The 20,842-nt window shown below is 65.0% G+C and carries 17 protein-coding genes; 14 read left to right on the plus strand and 3 right to left on the minus strand.

Going from position 1 to position 20,842, the window contains the following annotated elements:
• Positions 1 to 62 precede the first annotated feature (62 nt).
• The 6 genes from pdxH to ubiT all read left to right on the plus strand — a co-directional run bounded on the left by pdxH (position 63) and on the right by ubiT (position 5,075).
• Positions 63 to 710, plus strand: a complete 648-nt coding sequence (gene pdxH / locus ABIE20_RS26200) for a pyridoxamine 5'-phosphate oxidase (protein ID WP_429508364.1) — start codon at positions 63 to 65, stop codon at positions 708 to 710.
• A gap of 90 nt (positions 711 to 800) precedes the next feature.
• Positions 801 to 1,355, plus strand: a complete 555-nt coding sequence (gene moaB, locus ABIE20_RS26205; RefSeq protein WP_429508366.1) for a molybdenum cofactor biosynthesis protein B — start codon at positions 801 to 803, stop codon at positions 1,353 to 1,355.
• Positions 1,352 to 2,587, plus strand: a complete 1,236-nt coding sequence (locus ABIE20_RS26210) for a molybdopterin molybdotransferase MoeA (RefSeq protein ID WP_429508367.1) — start codon at positions 1,352 to 1,354, stop codon at positions 2,585 to 2,587. The genes moaB and ABIE20_RS26210 overlap by 4 nt, the downstream gene beginning before the upstream one ends.
• 127 nt (positions 2,588 to 2,714) lie before the next feature.
• Positions 2,715 to 3,710, plus strand: a complete 996-nt coding sequence (gene ubiU / locus ABIE20_RS26215; RefSeq protein WP_429508369.1) for a ubiquinone anaerobic biosynthesis protein UbiU — start codon at positions 2,715 to 2,717, stop codon at positions 3,708 to 3,710.
• Between the two features lie 10 nt (positions 3,711 to 3,720).
• On the plus strand, positions 3,721 to 4,611 hold the full coding sequence (locus ABIE20_RS26220) for a U32 family peptidase (protein WP_429508370.1): 891 nt from the start codon (positions 3,721 to 3,723) through the stop codon (positions 4,609 to 4,611).
• Positions 4,605 to 5,075, plus strand: a complete 471-nt coding sequence (gene ubiT / locus ABIE20_RS26225; RefSeq protein ID WP_429508372.1) for a ubiquinone anaerobic biosynthesis accessory factor UbiT — start codon at positions 4,605 to 4,607, stop codon at positions 5,073 to 5,075. The genes ABIE20_RS26220 and ubiT overlap by 7 nt, the downstream gene beginning before the upstream one ends.
• Before the next feature lie 19 nt (positions 5,076 to 5,094).
• On the opposite strand, the gene ABIE20_RS26230 is transcribed toward ubiT, so the two are convergent.
• The 3 genes from ABIE20_RS26230 to ABIE20_RS26240 all read right to left on the minus strand — a co-directional run bounded on the left by ABIE20_RS26230 (position 5,095) and on the right by ABIE20_RS26240 (position 8,315).
• Complete coding sequence (locus tag ABIE20_RS26230; RefSeq protein ID WP_429508373.1) at positions 5,095 to 5,772, minus strand: Crp/Fnr family transcriptional regulator; 678 nt, start codon at positions 5,770 to 5,772, stop codon at positions 5,095 to 5,097.
• Between the two features lie 96 nt (positions 5,773 to 5,868).
• Entirely contained in the window at positions 5,869 to 6,516 is a 648-nt protein-coding gene (gene narL, locus ABIE20_RS26235; protein WP_429508375.1) for a two-component system response regulator NarL, read from the minus strand.
• Positions 6,513 to 8,315 (minus strand): HAMP domain-containing protein, encoded by a 1,803-nt coding sequence (locus ABIE20_RS26240; RefSeq protein ID WP_429508401.1) that lies wholly within the window; start codon positions 8,313 to 8,315, stop codon positions 6,513 to 6,515. Before ABIE20_RS26240 ends, narL begins: the two co-directional genes overlap by 4 nt.
• Positions 8,316 to 8,631: 316 nt before the next feature.
• Here ABIE20_RS26240 and ABIE20_RS26245 point away from each other — a divergent pair, with 316 nt between their 5' ends.
• The 8 genes from ABIE20_RS26245 to moaA all read left to right on the plus strand — a co-directional run bounded on the left by ABIE20_RS26245 (position 8,632) and on the right by moaA (position 19,970).
• A complete protein-coding gene (locus ABIE20_RS26245; protein ID WP_429508376.1) occupies positions 8,632 to 9,927 on the plus strand; it encodes an MFS transporter in 1,296 nt (431 codons plus the stop codon).
• Positions 9,914 to 11,311 carry a NarK family nitrate/nitrite MFS transporter gene (locus ABIE20_RS26250; protein ID WP_429508377.1) on the plus strand — a complete coding sequence of 466 codons (1,398 nt, stop codon included), beginning with the start codon at positions 9,914 to 9,916 and terminating at the stop codon, positions 11,309 to 11,311. The genes ABIE20_RS26245 and ABIE20_RS26250 overlap by 14 nt, the downstream gene beginning before the upstream one ends.
• Positions 11,312 to 11,383: 72 nt before the next feature.
• Entirely contained in the window at positions 11,384 to 15,151 is a 3,768-nt protein-coding gene (locus tag ABIE20_RS26255; protein WP_429508379.1) for a nitrate reductase subunit alpha, read from the plus strand.
• 11 nt (positions 15,152 to 15,162) lie between these two features.
• Positions 15,163 to 16,701, plus strand: coding sequence for a nitrate reductase subunit beta (gene narH, locus ABIE20_RS26260; RefSeq protein WP_429508380.1), 1,539 nt, complete (start codon positions 15,163 to 15,165; stop codon positions 16,699 to 16,701).
• A 2-nt stretch (positions 16,702 to 16,703) separates the two neighbouring features.
• Positions 16,704 to 17,459, plus strand: coding sequence for a nitrate reductase molybdenum cofactor assembly chaperone (gene narJ / locus ABIE20_RS26265; protein WP_429508382.1), 756 nt, complete (start codon positions 16,704 to 16,706; stop codon positions 17,457 to 17,459).
• Entirely contained in the window at positions 17,452 to 18,132 is a 681-nt protein-coding gene (gene narI, locus ABIE20_RS26270; RefSeq protein WP_429508383.1) for a respiratory nitrate reductase subunit gamma, read from the plus strand. Before narJ ends, narI begins: the two co-directional genes overlap by 8 nt.
• Positions 18,133 to 18,142: 10 nt before the next feature.
• Complete coding sequence (locus tag ABIE20_RS26275) at positions 18,143 to 18,967, plus strand: peptidylprolyl isomerase (protein ID WP_429508385.1); 825 nt, start codon at positions 18,143 to 18,145, stop codon at positions 18,965 to 18,967.
• A gap of 10 nt (positions 18,968 to 18,977) precedes the next feature.
• The gene (gene moaA / locus ABIE20_RS26280) at positions 18,978 to 19,970 is read left to right on the plus strand and encodes a GTP 3',8-cyclase MoaA (protein WP_429508387.1); all 993 of its coding nucleotides are present in this window, start codon (positions 18,978 to 18,980) and stop codon (positions 19,968 to 19,970) included.
• Positions 19,971 to 20,842 lie beyond the last annotated feature (872 nt).

Raw genomic sequence — 20,842 nt, forward strand, 5'->3', positions numbered from 1 at the left:
GATCAAGGTGCGTACGTGGCGCTGCTTACAGACTGCGCACACCTAACCAGGAGCTCACCGCCATGCCGTTGTCCCTTGCCCAGATGCGTCGCAACTACACCCTAGGTGGCCTGCAGGAAGCCCAAGCGCCGCTGGAGCCTCTGAGCCTGTTTGCCCAGTGGCTGCAACAGGCCCGCGAGACCGAGCGCGAGCCGGTGGAAGCCAACAGCATGTACCTGGCCACGGTTGACGCCACGGGCCGCCCGCATTGCCGGGTGCTGCTGCTCAAGGGCGTTGACGAGCAGGGCTTTACCTTCTTCGGCAACTACCAGAGCGCCAAGGGCCAGGAGCTGGCAGCCAATCCCTATGCGGCGATGACCTTCTTCTGGCCAGGGCTGGAGCGCCAGGTACGCATTGAAGGGCCGGTGACGCGGCTTGATCCGCGGCTGTCCGATGCCTACTTCGACTCACGCCCCGAAGCCAGCCGCCTGGGCGCCTGGGCATCACCGCAGAGTCGGCCGCTGGCCGACCGCGACGAGCTGCAGGTGATGCTCGCGCAAACCATCCGCCGCTTCGTCGAACAACCCTTGCGCCGCCCCGAACACTGGGGTGGCTACTGCCTGGCGCCGGAGCGCATGGAGTTCTGGCAGGGTCGCGCCGATCGCCTGCATGACCGCCTCGACTACCGCCGCGAGGGCGGGACGTGGACGCGCCAGCGCCTGGCGCCGTGAAGCCAAAGAGATACCTCCAACGAGGAATAGGTTCGCCCAGGCTTTAGGTTCAGGCTTGGGCCCATCCACCTTTCACGGGAAGCCCAGGCCATGGCCCATCTGGCACAACGCACGTTTGAACCCCTGAACATCGCCGTACTGACCATCAGCGACACGCGCAATTTCGACACCGACAGCTCGGGGCAGACCCTTATCGACCTGCTGCAGGCCGCCGGGCATGTGCTGCTCGAGCGTGACCTGGTCAAGGACGATATCTACCAGATCCGCGCCACGCTCTCGCGCTGGATCGCCGACCCCAAGGTGCAGGTGGTACTGACCACCGGCGGCACCGGCTTTACCGCCCGCGACAACACCCCGCAGGCGGTGCTGCCGTTACTGGACAAACACGTCGAAGGCTTTGGCGAGTTGTTCCGCCAGGTGTCGCTGGCCGAAATCGGCATGTCCAGCCTGCAGTCCCGCGCCCTGGCCGGCATGAGCAACGGCGTGCTGGTGTGTTGCGTGCCGGGTTCGCCCGGCGCCTGTCGCACGGCCTGGACGCAGATCCTCAATAGCCAGCTCGACAGCCGCACTGGCCCGTGCAATTTCGCCCCGCACCTCAAGGCCCAGGCCGCGCAGGCCATCGACGCCTGTGAGGCGCGGCCATGAGCGGGCGTGTGTGCGACAGCGGCGCGTTGATGCCGGTCGATCAGGCCATCCGCTATTTGCTCGAACAGGCGCCGCCACCACCGGCGGCGCAGATGGTGCTGCTGGAGCAAGCCCTGGGCCGGGTGCTGGCGGTTGATATTCATGCCCCGCGCAGCCTGCCGGGCTGGGATAACAGCGCCATGGACGGTTTCGCCTTCAGGGCGGCCGACTTGCCGGTCACGGGCGGCTGCCTGACCCTGGCCGGGCGCATCGCTGCCGGTCAGCAGGCCAGCGCTGCATTGCAGCCAGGCCAGGCGGTGCGGATCTTTACCGGTGCGCCCTTGCCGCCAGGCGCCGACACGGTGGCCCCGCAGGAGTTGTGCCGGGTTGATGGCGAACTGGTATGGCTGCCGGCCGCAAGCCTTGGCGAGCATTTGCGCAAGGCCGGCGAAGAGCTGCGCGAAGGCCATCTGCTGCTGCAAGCCGGCAAGCGCCTGCGCGCTCAGGAGCTGGGCTTGCTGGCCGCCTCCGGAGTGGCCTGGGTCGAAGTTCATCGGCCCTTGCGTGTCGGTCTGCTGAGCAGTGGCGATGAGTTGCGCGAACCCGGCCAACCCCTGGCGCCAGGGCAGATCTACAACAGCAACCGCTATTGCTTGACGGCCCTGTTGCAAGGCTGGGGCGTCGAGGTCCATGACTACGGGGTGATGGCCGACGAGCTGGCGGCCAGCAAGCACGCGCTGAACCTGGCCGCAGCCGAGTGCGACCTGCTGCTGACCTCCGGCGGCGTGTCGGTGGGCGAGGAAGATCATCTCAAGCAAGCCATCGACGAGCTGGGCAGTGTCGATTTCTGGCGCCTGGCGATCCAGCCGGGCAAGCCCCTGGCCTTTGGCGAGGTGGCGGGGCGGCCGTGGGTTGGCATGCCCGGCAACCCGGCAGCCGCACTGATCACGGCGCTGGTGGTGGTAAGGCCCTGGCTGCTGCGCGCCCAGGGCGTGCGCGATGTGCTACCCCGGCCCGTGGCGCTGCCGGCGGGTTTTGACTGGCTGCAGCGCAACAAGCGCCGCCAGTACCTGCGGGCGCGCTTGTTGCCCGAGGCCAACGGCCAGTCCAGCGTGCAACTGCATCCGCAACAAAGCTCGGCGATGCTCAGCGCCGCCTGCTGGGCCGACGGCCTGGCGGTGGTGGAGTGCCAGCAGCAGGTGCACAAGCACGACAATGTGCAGTTCCTGTCATTTGCCGAGCTGATGCAATGAGTGACCTTGATTGCCGTCAAGGCTCTGCTGGAGGCGCTGGCTAGACTGGCAGCGCTTTTTCCAGTGCTCCGGGCCTGTTCGAACCGTGCAGGCCAGTGGAGATAGGTTTCTTTGATGAGGAAAACCCATGCAACTGGTCTGCCCGGCAGGCAACCTGCCTGCGCTCAAAGCCGCGGTGCGCCAAGGCGCCGATGCGGTGTATGTCGGCTTTCGCGATGACACCAACGCCCGGCACTTTGCCGGCCTGAATATGGACGACAAGCAGTTCGACGCCGCCGTCGCTCATATCCGCCAGCACAATCGCAAGCTCTATGTCGCGGTCAACACCTACCCACAGCCGCGGGGCTGGGAGCGCTGGCAAAGGGCGGTGGACCGCGCCGCCGACCATGGTGTCGATGCCCTGATCGCAGCTGACCCGGGGGTGCTCGGCTACGCGGCCGAGCGCCACCCGCAGCTAAACCTGCACCTCTCGGTCCAGGGCTCGGCCACCAACGCCAGTGCCCTGGCGTTCTACGCCCAGCACTACAACATCCGCCGCGCCGTGCTGCCGCGGGTGCTGTCGCTGGCCCAGGTGCGCCAGGTGGCTGCCAGCAGCACGGTGCCCATCGAAGTGTTCGCTTTCGGCAGCCTGTGCATCATGGCCGAAGGGCGCTGCCACCTGTCCTCGTACATCACCGGCGAGTCGCCGAACCTGTGTGGCGTCTGCTCGCCGGCCAAGGCGGTGCGCTGGAGCGAAGACGCCGAGGGCCTCAGCGCACGCCTGAGCGAAGTGCTGATCGACCGCTATCAAGCTGACGAGCCCGCCGGTTACCCGACCCTGTGCAAGGGCCGGTTCCTGGTCGGCGGCAAGCGCTTCCACGCCCTGGAAGAACCTACCAGCCTCGACACCCTCGACCTGCTGCCAGAGCTCGCCGCCATGGGTGTCGAGGCGGTCAAGATCGAAGGCCGCCAGCGCAGCCCGGCGTATGTCGAGCAGGTCACCCAGGTCTGGCGCGCCGCGCTCGACGCCCACCGCCTGGCGCCGCAACGCTTCACGGTCAAGGAGCAGTGGCGCCAGGTGCTGGCCGGTTTGTCCGAAGGCAGCCAGACCACCCTGGGTGCTTACCATCGATCATGGCAATGAGGAACTGCACATGAAACTCAGCCTGGGACCCGTGTTGTACTACTGGGACAAAGAACAATTGCGGCGTTTCTACAGCGAGATGTCGGCCTTGCCCCTGGATGTGATTTACCTCGGTGAAACCGTCTGCTCGAAACGCCGGGCGATGAACCTCGACCACTGGCTGGGCCTGGGCCGCGAGCTACAGGCCTGCAGCCCGGCGCAGATCGTGCTGTCGAGCCTGACCCTGATCGAAGCTGCGTCCGAGCTCTCCAGCCTGCGCCGCCTGTGCGACAACGGCGAGCTGCTGGTGGAGGCTAACGACATGGGCGCGGTGCAGTACCTGGCCGAGCGCAAGCTACCGTTCGTGGCCGGGCCGGCGCTGAACCTTTATAACGGCCATGCGGTGGCCAAGCTGCTCGATTGCGGGATGATCCGCTGGGTGCCGCCGGTAGAGTGCTCGGCAGCACTGATTCGCGCGGTGCTCGACCAGGCCGTTGAACTGGGCCGTGAACTGCCCGAGGTCGAGGTCTTCGCCTATGGCCACCTGCCGCTGGCCTATTCGGCGCGCTGCTTTACCGCGCGGGCCGAAAACCGGCCCAAGGATGACTGCCAGTTCTGCTGCATCAACTACCCCGACGGCCTGGCCCTGAGCAGCCAGGAAGGCCAGGCGCTGTTCACCCTCAACGGCATCCAGACCCTGTCCGCCGAAGTCACCAACCTGCTGGCCGACTATGCCGGGTTGCAAGCCTGCGGCGCCGATCTGCTGCGCCTGAGCCCGCGGGCCCAGGGCATGGCCGAGGTGGTCGAGGCCTTTGCCCGGGTGCGTCAGGGCGAGGCGCCGCCGCTGTGCGTCGACGGCTGCAACGGCTACTGGCATGGCCAGGCGGGCATGTTGCGGGTCGAGGAGGTGGGCCTGTGCTGAACCGTGCGCAATGGTTGTTGAAGGGCGCCGACAAGGTTCTGCCCTTGGTGCGCAAGGTGCCGTTCGTGATCCAGCGCGTGGCCTTGCAGCAGGCGCTCAACCGCTGCCTGGCCGAGCCCCTGCGTGACGGCGAGTTCGACCTGCTGCGCGGGCGCTGGTTGTGCCTGCGCATCCCCGATCTGGACCTGACCTGGTACCTGACCCGCAACCGCGAGGGCCTGCAGATCGCCGAGCGGGCCAGGGCCGATGTGACCATTCGCGGCAACTGGCGCGAGTTTCTGTTGCTGGCCAGCCGTCAGGAAGACCCGGACACCCTGTTCTTTCGCCGCCGCCTGGTGATCGAGGGCGACACCGAGCTGGGCCTGACCCTGAAAAACCTGATTGACAGCCTCGACCCCGAGGTATTGCCGGTGTGGTTGTGGCGCAACCTGGAGCGCGCCGGCAAAGGGCTGGCGGCCAGCTGAGGGCAGGGGGCTAGCCTGGCTACCCTGAGTAGCCGGCCAGCTCGTCGGCTTTGAGGATATGGATACTGCGCCGCTCCATGGCGATCAGGCCACGTTCCACCAGGCGGTGCAGGGTGCGCGAAAAGGTCTCCGGCTGGATACCCAGCTTGGAGGCCACCAGGCGTTTGGACACCTGCAACTCGACCCGGCCGCTGTCCGGGTCGCACTCCTGCAGCAAAAAGCTGATCACCCGCCGGCTGGCGCTGGCCGAGGTCAGCGTGTCGATGTCCATGAGGCGCTGGTGCAGGTGGATGCTCATGCTCGCCAGAATCGCCAGGCACACCTGCGGCTGGTCTTCCAGGGCGTTGCGGTAGTGGCCGCCGTCGATGCTGATCAGCACGCAATCCTTGAGCGCCGTGGCGGTCACCGGGTAGCTGCGCGCCTGGCTGAACAGCAGCGCTTCGGCAAAGGTCTGGCCCGGCTGGATGATCTCCACCAGGTGCTCCTGGCCCTCGGCGCTGAGCCGGTACAGCTTGATCTGGCCGCTGACCAGCAAGAAGAAACGCTTGGCCGGATCGCCCTGGTGCATGAGCGTGTCATGGCAGCCCAGGCGCCGGAGCATCGCCAGGGCACAGACGCCTTCGAAGACTTTCTGCGGCAGTTGGCTGAACAGGTGATGGCGACGTAAAACCAGAACGGTAGAAGGGTGGGTCAGCATGGCGTACCTCCGCTGGCGCCTATGGTAAAACCCGTGGCGCCGGCGGCCTATGCCTCTGCCGGTCTACCTCCAAAGGGGCAGTGGGCAAAGGCCGGTTCAGGCGCTGTGGCGCAGGTGCTCCATGGCCCACACCGCCGCCTCCACCCGCGAGCGCAGGCCGAGCTTGTGCAGCAGGTTCTTCACATGCACCTTGACCGTGCCTTCGGTGATCCCCAGCTTGTGGCCGATAACCTTGTTGCTGTAGCCGCTGGCGATGGTCTTCAGCACCTGGCGTTCACGCTCGGTGAGCTCCACGTCCGCCTGGCGCGGTGGTGAGCGCAGTGCCTGGGCCATGACCCGGGTCAACCCCGGGCTGATCACCAGGGCGCCGTTCATGGCGTCGCGGATGTACTGGATCAACAGCTCCGGCTCCATGTCCTTGAGCAGGTAGCCGTCGGCGTCCAGGCGCAGGGCGTCGCGGATATCGTCTTCGGCATCGGACACGGTGAACAGCAGCACCTTGCCGGCAAAGCCCTGGCTGCGCAGGTGGCGCAGGGTTTCGATGCCGTTCATCTGCGGCATGTTGTTGTCCAGCAGCACCAGGTCCGGTTGCAGCGGCGCGATCAGGGCCAGGGCTTCTTCGCCGTGGCTGGCTTCGCCGACGATCTGGAAGTCGTCTTCCAGTTCGAGCATCTGGCGAATGCCACGGCGCATCATCGGGTGGTCGTCGACCAGCAGTATCCGGTAGCGCGGGGAGGGGTTCATACAGGGTTACCTTCGTTCAAGTGCCCGAGAAATTCCGGGCGAAATTCCATCTGTACCCGGGTGCCTTGCGGCGCCCGGCCAACAATGTGCAACTGGCCGCGCAGGCTGCGCGCCCGCTCGTCCATGATGTTCAGGCCATGGTGTTCGCGCAGGTCGTGGGTGCCGCTGAAACCGCGGCCATCATCCTCGATCGACAGGCAGACCTGCTCGCCGTGCTGGCGCAATTGCAACCAGGCGTTCTGCGCATGGGCATGGCGCAGGCAGTTGGACAGCGCCTCGCGGGTGATCTGCAGGATGTGGATCTGTTCGCTGGCCGACAGCTCGAAGGCCAGGCTGTCGACGTGCAGGTGTACCTGGAATTCGCCGCGGCGGGAGAACTCCTCGGCGGTGTCCTTGAGTTCCTGCACCAGGCCGGCATCATGGATCTGCAGGCGGAAGGTGGTGAGCAGTTCGCGCAACTGGCGGTAGGCGTTGTTCAGGCCATCGCGCAACTCGGCAGTGACGTTCTCGAGCGTTGCCACTGGCTCGCCACGGCGCATCAGGGTTTGCATGCGGCTGACCTGCAGCTTCATGTACGACAGCGCCTGGGCCAGCGAATCGTGCAGTTCGCGGGCAATGATTGCGCGCTCTTCGAGCAGCACCAGGCGGTGGTCCTGTTCGCGCTGGCGCTTGAGCGACAGCGAGGTGCCGATCAGGTTGGCCAGGGCCTGGATCAGCTCGGTTTCCCAGGCTTGCGGTTCGTGGCCGTCGATAAAGTGCGCCTTCAGCTCGCCGAGGGTGCTGCCCTGGTTGCTGATGCTGAAGGTGTGGCGGTTGGTGCGCTGGTGCCGCTGGCAACTGGCGCAATCGCTGCTGGCGCAGATCTTGCGGCTGTCGGCGCCATGCAGGGCCAGCAGCTGCTGGGCCGGGGCTTGCAACTGGCCGTGCAGGCACAGCGACAGGCGCAGCCCCGGCAGGCGCTGCTGGAATCGCCGGATCAGCTCATCCAGGCCCTCGGCATTGGCCAGCCGCGTGGCCAGGCTGCGGCTGCTCTGGTACAGCAGTTCAAGGGCGGCGTTGGCCTGCTGCAGGTTGAGGGTTTTTTGCTGCACCTGGCTTTCCAGGGTGCGGTGGGATTGCTCGATGGTTTCGGCCATGGCGTTGAAGCTGGTGGCCAATTCGCCGAGTTCGTCTGCGGACTGATGATTGACCCGCGCCTGGAACTCGCCACGGCGAAAGCGCTGGGTGGCGTCCACCAGTTCCTTGAGCGGCGTGATGACGTTGTATTGCAGCTCATACAAGCCAAACAGCAGGACGATCATGGTGGTGAACAGCGCCGCGCCCTGGATCACTTGCTGCCAGCCCTGCTTATGCTCGCTCTGGCGTTGCAGCAGGCTGACGAACTGGTTGAGCTGGTTGACGAAGGGCAGGGTGCTGGCCTGAAACGTAGCGGCGTCGCCGCGCTGCAAGGCCGGCAACAGGGTTTGCTGCCAGTAGTCCTGCAAACGCTGGTAGCTGGCCTGCAGCTCAAGGTTCTTGCCGTCTTCGAGCACCGCTTGCAGCGCCGGGCTGTTGAGGCGCTGCTGCAGGCTGTCGCGGATGCGCTCGAGCTCGGCGGCCTCGGCACCGGCGGCGAGCTTCCAGCTCAGGTGGTAGGTCTCCATGCGCACCGAGCCTGCGGTGTTGATCGCCGCTGCATCGCCCTGGCTGAACCAGGCGATCAAACCGGCGCTGAGCGAGCTGGCCAGGGCCAGCACGGCAATCAGAATCACCGCCAGGCCGGCGCGCGCGGGCAACGAGCTGCGCAGCCAGCCGATCATGGACGGCGGTCGCAGGCGAGCAGGGGAAAACGGCACATGAAGCACTCCAGAGTGTAGCAGCTGATCGTTTCGCAGCCGGTCCCTGGCGCTCTACCTCTAAAGAGTTTGCAACTGTCAGGCTTCTTGCGATGGCGCTGAGAAACTTGACAAGGCCCTGATAAATAAAGGGTTTAGAGGTTTTTCGGCACTACCTCGTTGGAGGTAGGCAGTACAAGCATAGGCCCAGGGGCGCCAGGGCTTCTTTGATCGGGGTCAAGTTTTATCGGGGTTTGCCTCTCTAGTCTGCCGGCGATGGCTACCTGACTGGAGACCCGAGATGACTCAACCGCGAATACGCCAAGGCCTGGTATTGGGCATGAGTACGCTGGCCTTCACCGTCTGCTTCATGGTCTGGATGATGTTTGCCGTGCTCGGCGTGCCGATCAAGGACCTGCTCCAGCTCAACGAGACCCAGTTCGGCCTGCTGGCCGCCACCCCGGTGCTGACCGGTTCGCTGGTGCGCCTGCCGCTGGGTATGCTCACCGACCGCTTTGGCGGGCGCAGCGTGTTCTTCCTGCTGATGCTCGCCTGTGTGCTGCCGCTGTACCTGATCAGCCACGCCACGGCCTATTGGCAATTCCTGGTCCTGGGTTTGTTCGTCGGCCTGGCCGGTGGTTCGTTCTCGGTGGGCATCGCCTATGTTGCCAAGTGGTTCGAGCAAGACAACCAGGGCCTGGCCATGGGCATCTTCGGCGCCGGCAACGCAGGCGCCGCGGTCACCAAGTTCCTTGCCCCGGCACTGATTGCCGCCGGCAGCTGGCAACTGGTGCCGAAAGTGTTCAGCGCCATCCTGTTCATTACTGCGCTGCTGTTCTGGTTCCTCAGTACCGACAACAAGGCTCACCGCAGCGCCTCGGGGGCGACCCTCGGCGAGCAGCTCAAGGCCCTGGCCGAGCCTGCGGTGTGGCGCTACTGCCAGTACTACTCGATCGTTTTCGGCGGCTATGTGGCCCTGGCGCTGTGGATGACCAAGTACTACGTCCAGGAATACGGCTTCAGCCTGCAAAGCGCGGCGTTGCTGGCCGCCTGCTTCTCGCTGCCGGGCGGTGTGCTGCGCGCCGTCGGCGGCTGGATGTCGGACCGCTGGGGCGCCCAGAGCGTGACCTGGTGGGTGCTGTGGGTCAGCTGGATCTGCCTGTTCCTGCTCTCTTACCCGCAAACCCAGCTGCAGGTGCAGACCATCAATGGCCCGCTGGACTTTCACATCGGCCTGAACCCTGCGCTGTTCACCGTGCTGCTGTTTGTCATGGGCATTGCCTTCGCCTTCGGCAAGGCCTCGGTGTTCAAGTACATCGCCAACGACTACCCGCAGAACATGGGCGCGGTGTCCGGCATCGTCGGCCTGGCGGGCGGTCTGGGTGGCTTCATTCTGCCGATCCTGTTCGGCGCGCTGGTCGACCTCACCGGCGTGCGTTCCTCCTGCTTCATGTTGATGTACGGCGTGGTCTGGGTGTCGCTCACCTGGATGTACCTCAGCGAAATCCGCAAGCGCCCGCTGCTGGGCAAACAGCCGCCAGCCGTCGCCGCCCCGTTTTCCAGTATTGCCCAAGGAGAAGACCATGTCGGTTCTTAAACAGCCTGACCAAGGCCCGGTGATTCACGACTGGCGCCCCGAAGACCCCGCGTTCTGGGGCCGTAGCGGCAAGAAGACCGCCACCCGCAACCTGTGGATCTCGATCCCCGCACTGCTGCTGGCCTTCGCCGTGTGGATGGTGTGGAGCACGGTGATCGTGCGCCTGAATGCCATCGGCTTCAGCTTCAGCACCGACCAGCTGTTCTGGCTGGCGGCCTTGCCCGGGCTCTCGGGGGCGACCTTGCGGGTGTTCTACTCGTTCATGGTGCCGATCTTCGGCGGCCGGCGCTGGACCGCGCTGAGCACCGCTTCGCTGCTGGCGCCGTCGCTGTGGATGGGCTTTGCCGTGCAAGACCCGAACACCCCCTACAGCGTGTTTGTGATCATCGCGCTGCTGTGCGGTTTCGGCGGCGGCAACTTCGCTTCGAGCATGTCCAATATCAGCTTTTTCTACCCCAAGTCGCAGCAGGGCACCGCCCTGGGCCTGAACGCCGGCCTGGGTAACCTTGGCGTTTCGGTGATGCAGTTCAGCGTGCCGCTGGTGATTACCTTCGGCCTGTTCGGCGCCCTCGGTGGCCAGCCGCAGGCGCTCACCGACGGCGGCCAGCTGTGGCTGCAGAACGCAGGTTTCATCTGGGTGCCGTTCATTGTCCTGGTCACCGTACTGGCCTGGTTCGGCATGAACGACCTGTCCAGCGCCAAGGCCTCGTTCAGCGAGCAGGCGGTGATCTTCAAGCGCAAGCACAACTGGCTGATGTGCTGGCTGTACCTGGCCACCTTCGGCTCGTTCATCGGTTTTTCCGCAGCCTTTCCGCTGCTGATCAAGACCGCTTTCCCGCAGGTCAATGCCCTGACCTTCGCCTTCCTCGGCCCGCTGGTCGGCGCCCTGGTACGGCCGCTGGGCGGCTGGCTGGCGGACAAGCTCGGCGGCGCGCGGGTGACCCTGTGGAACTTCGTGCTGATGATCGTCATGGTCTTCGGCGTGCTGGCGTTCATCCCCGCCCAGGGCGAGAGCGGCAACTTCTACGGTTTCCTCGGCATGTTCATGCTGCTGTTCATCACCACCGGCATCGGCAACGGTTCGACCTTCCGCATGATCCCGGTGATCTTTCGCACCCTGCACGAACAGGCCGCCAGCGGCAAAGGCGCCGCTGCCCGCGAACAGGCGCTGAAAAACGCCGGCAAGGAATCGGCCGCAGTGCTCGGCTTCAGCTCGGCGATGGGCGCCTTCGGCGCGTTCTTCATCCCCAAGACCTTCGGCACTTCCATGGCCCTGACCGGTGGCCCGCAGATGGCCTTCTACCTGTTCGTCGGCTTTTACCTGAGCTGCATCGTCGTGACCTGGTGGTGGTACGCGCGCAAAGGCGCCGCGACCCCCTGCTGACAGAACCCGAATTCACACCTTGCCCGGGCGGGGCGCAGAACCCCGCAGCCGCAAGCCTGAGAGGAAAGCACCATGAGTCATTTACTGGATCAACTGCGGTTCTTCAATCGCAAGCAAGGCGAGTTTGCCGACGGTCATGGCGAGACCCGCAAAGAGTCGCGCGACTGGGAGAACGTCTACCGTTCGCGCTGGCAGTACGACAAGATCGTGCGCTCCACCCACGGGGTCAACTGCACCGGCTCCTGCTCGTGGAAGATCTACGTGAAAAACGGCCTGATCACCTGGGAAACCCAGCAGACCGATTACCCGCGCACCCGCAACGACCTGCCCAACCACGAGCCGCGCGGCTGCCCGCGGGGGGCCAGCTACAGCTGGTACATCTACAGTGCCAACCGCCTGAAGTACCCGAAGATCCGCAAGCCGCTGCTCAAATTGTGGCGTGAGGCGCGCCAGAGCCTGGCGCCGGTCGAAGCCTGGGCGAGCATCGTCGAGAACAAGGCCAAGGCCGACAGCTACAAGAGCAAGCGCGGCATGGGCGGCTTCATTCGCTCCAGCTGGGATGAAGTCACCGAGATCATCGCCGCCGCCAACGTCTACACCATCAAGCAGTACGGCCCCGACCGGGTAGTGGGCTTCTCGCCGATCCCGGCGATGTCGATGGTCAGCTACGCCGCCGGTGCCCGCTACCTGTCGCTGCTGGGCGGCACCTGCCTGAGCTTCTACGACTGGTACTGCGACCTGCCGCCGGCCTCGCCGATGGTCTGGGGCGAGCAGACCGACGTGCCGGAATCGGCCGACTGGTACAACTCCAACTACATCATCGCCTGGGGCTCCAACGTTCCGCAGACCCGCACCCCCGATGCGCATTTTTTCACCGAGGTGCGCTACAAGGGCACCAAGACCGTGGCCATCACCCCCGACTATTCGGAAGTGGCCAAGCTCACCGACCTCTGGCTCAACCCCAAGCAGGGCACCGACGCGGCCTTGGCCCAGGCTTTCAACCATGTGATCTTCAAGGAATTTCACCTCGACCGGCCCAGCGCCTACTTTACCGAGTACGCCAAGCGCTACACCGACCTGCCGGTGCTGGTATTGCTCAAGCCGATGCTCGGCACCGCGCCGGGCAACGGCTATCAGCCGGACCGCTTCCTGCGCGCCTCGGACCTGGCCGACAACCTTGGCCAGGACAACAACCCGGAATGGAAAACCATCGCCGTCAATGCCGACGGCGAGCTGGTCTCGCCCCAGGGCTCGATTGGCTACCGCTGGGGCGAGCAGGGCAAGTGGAACATCCTTGCCCGTGAAGGCGGCGAAGGCCGCGAGATCGACCTGACCCTCAGCCTGATCGGCGGCGATGTCGCCGAAGTGGCCTTCCCGTACTTTGCCGGCGAAAGCCATGAGCACTTCCAGCATGTCGCCGGCGACGCGGTGCAGTACCGCCGCGTGCCGGTGCGCAGCCTGACCCTGGCCGACGGCAGCCAGGTCAAGGTCGCCACGGTGTTCGACCTGTCGGCGGCCAACCTTGCCATCGACCGTGGCCTGGGCGGCGCCAACGTGGCCCGCGACTACGATGACGCCAGCGTGCCCGGCACGCCGGCCTGGCAGGAGCAGATCACCGGCGTCAGCCGCGAGAAAGCCATCCAGATCGCCCGCGAGTTTGCCGACAACGCCGACAAGACCCGTGGCCGCTCGATGATCATCGTCGGCGCGGCGATGAACCACTGGTACCACATGGACATGAACTACCGCGGGCTGATCAACATGCTCATGCTCTGCGGTTGCGTCGGCCAGACCGGTGGCGGCTGGGCCCACTACGTCGGCCAGGAAAAACTGCGCCCGCAGTGCGGCTGGCTGCCCCTGGCCTTCGGCCTGGACTGGAGCCGGCCGCCACGGCAGATGAACGGCACCAGCTTCTTCTACGCCCACAGCTCGCAATGGCGTCACGAGAAGATGAGCATGCACGACGTGCTCTCGCCGCTGGCCGACAAGCGCGAGTTTCCCGAACACGCCCTGGACTACAACATCCGCGCCGAACGCGCCGGCTGGCTGCCCAGCGCGCCGCAGCTCAACACCAACCCGCTTAACATCTGCCGCGACGCCGCCGCAGCCGGCATGGCGCCCAAGGACTACGTGGTCAAGGGCCTGCACGAAGGCAGCCTGCGCTTTGCCTGCGAGCAGCCGGACAACCCGGTGAACTTCCCGCGCAACATGTTCATCTGGCGGTCCAATCTGCTTGGCTCCTCGGGCAAGGGCCACGAGTACATGCTCAAGTACCTGCTCGGCACCCGCAACGGGGTGATGAACGAAGACATCGGCCAGGTTGGCGACTGCAAGCCGCAAGAGGCCGAATGGGTCGACGACGGCGCCATCGGCAAGCTCGACCTGGTGACTACCCTGGATTTTCGCATGTCCTCGACCTGCGTGTACTCCGACATCGTCCTGCCGACCGCGACCTGGTACGAGAAGGACGACATGAACACTTCGGACATGCACCCGTTCATCCACCCGCTGTCGGCAGCCATCGACCCGGCCTGGGAATCGCGCTCGGACTGGGAGATCTACAAGGGCATCGCCAAGGCCTTCTCGGCCATGGCCGAGGGGCACCTGGGCGTCGAGCAGGACCTGGTCACCGTGCCGCTGATGCATGACAGCGTCGGCGAGCTGGCCCAGCCGTTTGGCGGCACCGACTGGAAAACCGCCGGTGTTGCGCCGCAGCCGGGCAAGAACGCACCGAACCTGCAGGTGGTCGAGCGTGATTACCCGAACATCTACAAGCAGTTCACCTCGCTGGGCCCGCTGCTGGAAAAACTCGGCAACGGCGGCAAGGGCATCAACTGGAACACCGATGAAGAAGTGAAGTTCCTCGGTGAGTTGAACTACCGCGAAGTCGAGGCGGGCATCAGCCACGGCCGGCCGAAAATCGACACCGCCATCGACGCTGCCGAAGTGATCCTCTCGCTGGCCCCGGAAACCAATGGCCACGTGGCGGTCAAGGCCTGGGCGGCGCTGTCGCAGTTCACCGGCATCGACCACAGCCACCTGGCGCTGTCCAAGGCCCACGAAGCGATCCGCTTTCGCGACATCCAGGCGCAGCCGCGCAAGATCATCTCCAGCCCGACCTGGTCGGGGCTCGAGGACGATCACGTCAGCTACAACGCCGGCTACACCAACGTCCACGAGAACATCCCGTGGCGCACCATCACCGGCCGCCAGCAGTTCTACCAGGATCACCCGTGGATGCAGGCGTTCGGCGAGCAGTTGATGAGCTACCGGCCACCGGTCAACACCCGGACCATCGCCGGGGTGAAGGACAAGCGCAGCAACGGCGAGACCGAGATCGTCCTCAACTGGATCACCCCGCACCAGAAGTGGGGCATCCACAGCACCTACAGCGACAACCTGCTGATGCTCACCCTCAGCCGTGGCGGGCCGATTGTCTGGCTCTCGGAAATCGACGCGAAGAAGGCCGGCATCGAGGACAACGACTGGATCGAGTGCTTCAACGCCAACGGCGCACTGACCGCGCGGGCGGTGGTCAGCCAGCGGGTCAAGGAGGGCATGGTGATGATGTACCACGCCCAGGAACGGATCGTGAACGTGCCTGGCGCCGAGACCACCAAGACCCGCGGCGGCCACCACAACTCGGTCACCCGCGTGGTGCTCAAGCCGACCCACATGATCGGCGGCTACGCGCAACAGGCCTATGGCTTCAACTATTACGGCACGGTCGGCTGCAACCGCGACGAATTCGTCGTGGTGCGCAAGATGGCCAAGGTCGACTGGCTCGACGGCTCGCGCGGCGATGAGCTGCCACGTCCGCTGCCGACCGAGATGGAATAAGGAGTGCTGTCATGAAGATCCGTTCACAAATCGGCATGGTCCTCAACCTGGACAAATGCATCGGCTGCCACACTTGCTCGATCACCTGCAAGAACGTCTGGACCAGCCGCGAAGGCATGGAATACGCCTGGTTCAACAACGTCGAATCCAAGCCCGGGGTCGGCTACCCGAAAGAGTGGGAAAACCAGGACAAGTGGAAGGGCGGCTGGCTGCGCAATGCCAACGGCACGATCAACCCGCGCATCGGCGGCAAGTTCCGGGTGCTGGCGAACATCTTCGCCAACCCCGACCTGCCGAGCCTGGATGACTATTACGAGCCGTTCGACTTCGACTACCAGCACCTGCACACCGCGCCCCTGGGCGAGCACCAGCCGACTGCGCGGCCGCGCTCGGTGGTGTCCGGCAAGCGCATGGAAAAGATCGAATGGGGGCCGAACTGGGAAGAGATCCTTGGCACCGAGTTCGCCAAGCGGCGCAAGGACAAGAATTTCGACCAGATCCAGGCCGACATTTATGGTGAGTACGAAAACACCTTCATGATGTACCTGCCGCGCCTATGCGAGCACTGCCTCAATCCTGCGTGTGCGGCGTCCTGCCCGAGCGGGGCGATCTACAAGCGCGAAGAGGACGGTATCGTCCTTATCGACCAGGAAAAATGCCGCGGCTGGCGCATGTGCATCAGCGGCTGCCCGTACAAGAAGATCTACTTCAACTGGAAGAGCGGCAAATCCGAGAAGTGCATCTTCTGCTACCCGCGCATCGAAGCCGGCATGCCTACGGTGTGCGCCGAAACCTGCGTCGGCCGCATCCGCTACCTCGGCGTGCTGCTGTATGACGCCGACCGCATTGCCGAGGTGGCCAGCACCGCCAACGAGCACGACTTGTACGAGAAGCAGCTGGAAATCTTCCTCGATCCCAACGACCCGGCGGTGATCCGCCAGGCCCTGGAGGACGGCGTACCGCAGTCGGTGATCGACGCCGCGCAACGCTCGCCGGTGTACAAGATGGCCGTCGACTGGAAGCTGGCGCTGCCGCTGCACCCGGAATACCGCACCTTGCCGATGGTCTGGTACGTGCCGCCACTGTCGCCGATCCAGAACGCCGTAGCCGCTGGCACCGTGGGCATGAACGGGGTGATCCCGGATGTCGACAGCTTGCGTATTCCGCTGCGCTACCTGGCCAACCTGCTGACCGCCGGTGACGAAAAGCCGGTGAAGCGCGCCCTCAAGCGCCTGCTGGCCATGCGCGCCTACAAGCGTGCCGAGCAGGTCGAAGGGGTTCAGGACTTGCAGGTGCTGGAGGACGTCGGTTTGAGCGTCAACCAGGTCGAGGAAATGTACCGCTACCTGGCCATCGCCAACTACGAAGACCGCTACGTGGTGCCCAGTGCCCACCGCGAAGAGGCCATGAGCGACGCTTTCGCCGAGCGCTCCGGTTGCGGCTTCAGCTTCGGCAGCGGTTGCAGCGGCAGCTCCGACACCAACCTGTTCGGGGCGAAGAAGGCCAACCGCCGCGAGATCCTCAAAACCGTACAGCTGTGGGAGGAATGAGCATGCGCATCCTTAAAGTGATTTCGCTGCTGCTCGATTACCCGAACGAAGCCCTGGTGGCCGGCCGCGACGAACTGGAGCAGGCGATCATCCAGGCGCGGGAGATCAGCCCGCGTCAGCGCGGCGCGCTGTTCGAGCTGCTGGAGCTGATCTGCAACAACGACCTGATGGATGGCCAGGAACATTACGGCGCGTTGTTCGGCCGTGGCCGTTCGCTGTCGCTGCTGCTGTTCGAGCATGTGCATGGCGAGTCCCGCGACCGTGGCCAGGCCATGGTCGACATGCTTGCCCAGTACGAAGCGGCGGGCTTTGCCATCGGCGTCAAGGAGCTGCCGGACTACATCCCGCTGTACCTGGAGTACCTGTCGACCCGCGAAGACCTCGAGGCCCGCGAGGGCCTGGCCGATGTCGCGCACCTGCTGGCGCTGCTCGCCGCACGCCTGGAGGAGCGCGAGAGCGCCTACGCCAGTTGCTTCCGGGCGCTGCTGCAGATTGCCGGCGCCGAGCCGCACCAGGCGGTGGCTGATTTGCGCGAGCAGGTCGCCGCCGAGCAACGCGATGATTCTCTCGAAGCCCTGGACAAGATCTGGGAAGAGGAGGCGGTGGACTTTCTCAAGGCTGAGCAGCAAGAGCGTTGCAGCTCGCTGCCAAGCGCCCCGGGCAAGGCCCGGGAAGAAAGCGCGGTGCCGCTGCACTGGGTCGATTTTCAGCATCAAGGCCAGGCCGCTGCGCCGGCCGGGGAGGTGGGTAATGTCTAAGTGGAACCTGTTGATGTTCGGGGTCTATCCCTATGTCGCCCTGGCGATCTGCTTGCTCGGCAGTTGGGCGCGGTTTGACCTCTCGCAGTACAGCTGGAAGGCCGGCTCCAGCCAGATGCTCGACCAGCGCGGCATGCGCGTGGCGAGCAACCTGTTCCATATCGGCGTGCTGTTTGTTCTGGCCGGGCACTTCGTCGGCCTGCTGACCCCGGCGTCGGTCTACCACCATGTGATCAGCACCGAGCACAAGCAACTGCTGGCGATGGTCTCTGGTGGTTTCTTCGGCCTGCTGTGCCTGATCGGCCTGATCATGCTGCTGCACCGGCGCCTGACCGAGCCACGGGTGCGGGCGACTTCCAGCACGTCGGACATTCTCATCTTGCTGGTATTGCTCGCACAACTGGTGCTCGGCCTGCTGACCATTGTCGCTTCCACCGGCCATATGGACGGCTCGGTGATGGTCATGCTGGCTGACTGGGCGCAGAACACCGTGCTGCTGCGCCCGGTTGACGCGGCGGCGGCAATCGCCCCGGTGAGCCTGGTGTACAAGCTGCACGTGCTGCTGGGCCTGACCTTGTTCGTGCTATTCCCCTTCACCCGCCTGGTGCACATCGTCAGCGCGCCGGTGTGGTACCTCGGCCGGCGTTATCAGATCGTCCGGCAGAAAGCCTGAGGAGGTTGCCATGACTCATGCAAGCGAGGCGCAACTGATTGCCAGCAGCGAACAGCAGTGGCCGGTCATCAGCGTCAATGACGTGGTCATCAGCCAGCAGGCCCTGGCCCAGGAGCTGCAATACCACCCGGCCAAGGATCGTGAGGAGGCCGTGTACATGGCCGCCCGCGCCCTGGTGATCCGCGAGCTGCTGCAGCAGCGCATCGCCGAACTGGGGCTGGCGCTGCAGGTGGCGGCGGGCGAGAACCAGGAAGAAGCGGCCACGCGGTTGCTGCTGGAGCGCGAAGTGCAGGTGCCCAGCTGTGACGAGGCCACCTGCCTGCGCTACTACCACAGCAATCGCGGGCGCTTTCACAGCGCACCGCTGTTGGCGGTGCGGCACATCCTGCTCGAATGCGCGCCGGACGATGCCGAGGCGCGTAGCCTGGCACTGGTGCAAGCCGAAATCCTCCACGAACGGCTGCAGCAGTTCCCCGAGCAGTTCGCCGAGCTTGCGCAAAAGTACTCGGCCTGCCCGTCGAAGGCCCAGGGCGGCGAGCTGGGGCAGATCAGCAAGGGCCAGACCGTGCCGGAGCTGGAGCGCCAGTTGTTCACCCTGGCGCCGGGGCTGGCCGTCAAGCCACTGGAAAGCCGCTACGGCTGGCACCTGGTCAGTGTCGACCAACGCATCGAAGGCCAGGCCTTGCCCTACGAGGCAGTGGCCCCGGCGATCCGCACCCAGTTGCAGCAAGGCGTGTGGCAGAAGGCGTTGGTCCAGTACCTGCAAACCCTGATCGGCGCCGCCGACATTCGCGGCATCCGCTTGCAGGGCGCCGACTCACCGCTGGTGCAATAAGGGGACACTGATGAGCGCTGTGATGCAGGACGGCTTCGGGCGGCAGATCGATTACCTGCGCATGTCGGTGACCGATCGTTGTGATTTTCGCTGTGTGTACTGCATGGCCAAGCACATGACCTTCTTGCCGCGCCAGCAAGTGCTGACCCTCGAGGAATTGCGGCGCCTGGCCACACTGTTCGTCGGCCAGGGCGTGCGCAAGATCCGCCTGACCGGCGGCGAGCCACTGATTCGCCCCGGCATCGTCGAGCTGTGCCGTGACATTGCTGCCTTGCCGGGCCTGCGTGAGCTGGTGATGACCAGCAATGGCTCGCAACTGCAGCGCTTGGCCCGGCCGCTGGTAGAGGCCGGGGTCAAGCGCATCAACATCAGCCTCGACAGCCTGGATTCCGAGCGCTTTCGGGCGATTACCCGCACGGGTGATCTGGATCAGGTGCTGCGCGGCATCGAGGCGGCAAGTGATGCCGGTTTCGAGGGCATCAAGCTCAACTGCGTGGTGATGAAGGGGCGCAACTTCGATGAGGTGCTGGCGCTGCTGCAGTACGCCATCGACCAGGGCATCGACATCACCTTCATCGAAGAAATGCCCCTGGGCGAGGTTGGGCGTTCTCGTGGCGAGTCGTTCTGTTCCAGTGACGAGGTGCGGGCGCTGATTGCCAGCCGCCACGCCTTGCTCGACAGCGCCGAAAACAGCGGCGGGCCGGCGCGTTACGTGCGCCTGGCCCGGCACCCGGCGACGCGTATCGGTTTTATCTCGCCCAACAGCCACAACTTTTGCGCCACGTGCAACCGCGTGCGAATGACCGTGGAAGGGCGTTTGCTGCTGTGCCTGGGGCAGGAGGATTCGCTGGATCTGCGTGGCTTGTTGCGGCGCTATCCGCTGGATGACCAGCCGATCATCAACGCCCTGCAACAGGCATTGCGGCGCAAGCCGCTGCGCCATGATTTCGATGCGCAGGGTGAGGTGCAGATTTTGCGGTTCATGAACATGAGCGGGGGCTGAGGGTGGCTGTACTGGCTTCATCGCTGGCAAGGCCAGCTCCCACCGGGCTCCGTGTACGCCGATCCATTGTGGCAGCCGGCCTTGCCGGCGATGAGGCCGGTGCAGTCAGCACAAGAGGTGTCGCCTGGATTACGACCGCTGCGCGCTCGATCGCTGGCAAGGCCAGCTCCTACAGGTCCGGTGCATGCAGGTCCATCGTGGCAGCCGGCCTTGCCGGCGATGAGGCCGGTGCAGCCAGCACAAGAGGTGTTGACTGGATTACGACCGCTGCGCGCTCGATCGCCGGCAAGGCCAGCTCCTACAGGTCCGGTGCATGCAGGTCCATTGTGGGAGCCGGCCTTGCCGGCGATGAGGCCGGTGCAGTCAGCACATCAGGAGCGGCTGAATTGCGACCGCTTCGCGCTCGATCGCTGGCAAGGCCAGCTCCTACAGGTCCGTTGCATGCAGGTCCATTGTGGCAGCCGGCCTTGCCGGCGATGAGGCCGGTGCAGCCAGCACAAGAGGTGTTGACTGGATTACGACCGCTGCGCGCTCGATCGCCGGCAAGGCCAGCTCCTACGGGGCCCGCGTACATAGGTCCATTGTGGGAGCCGGCCTTGCCGGCGATGAGGCCGGTGCAGTCAGCACAAGAGGTGTTGACTGGATTACGACCGCTGCGCGCTCGATCGCCGGCAAGGTCAGCTCCTACAGGTCCGGTGCATGCAGGTCCATTGTGGGAGCCGGCCTTGCCGGCGATGAGGCCGGTGCAGCCAGCACAAGAGGTGTTGACTGGATTACGACCGCTGCGCGCTCGATCGCTGGCAAGGCCAGCTCCTACAGGTCCGGTGCATGCAGGTCCATCGTGGCAGCCGGCCTTGCCGGCGATGAGGCCG

Source organism: Pseudomonas sp. 2835 (assembly GCF_050435905.1).
In the GTDB taxonomy this organism is placed as follows: Bacteria; Pseudomonadota; Gammaproteobacteria; order Pseudomonadales; family Pseudomonadaceae; genus Aquipseudomonas.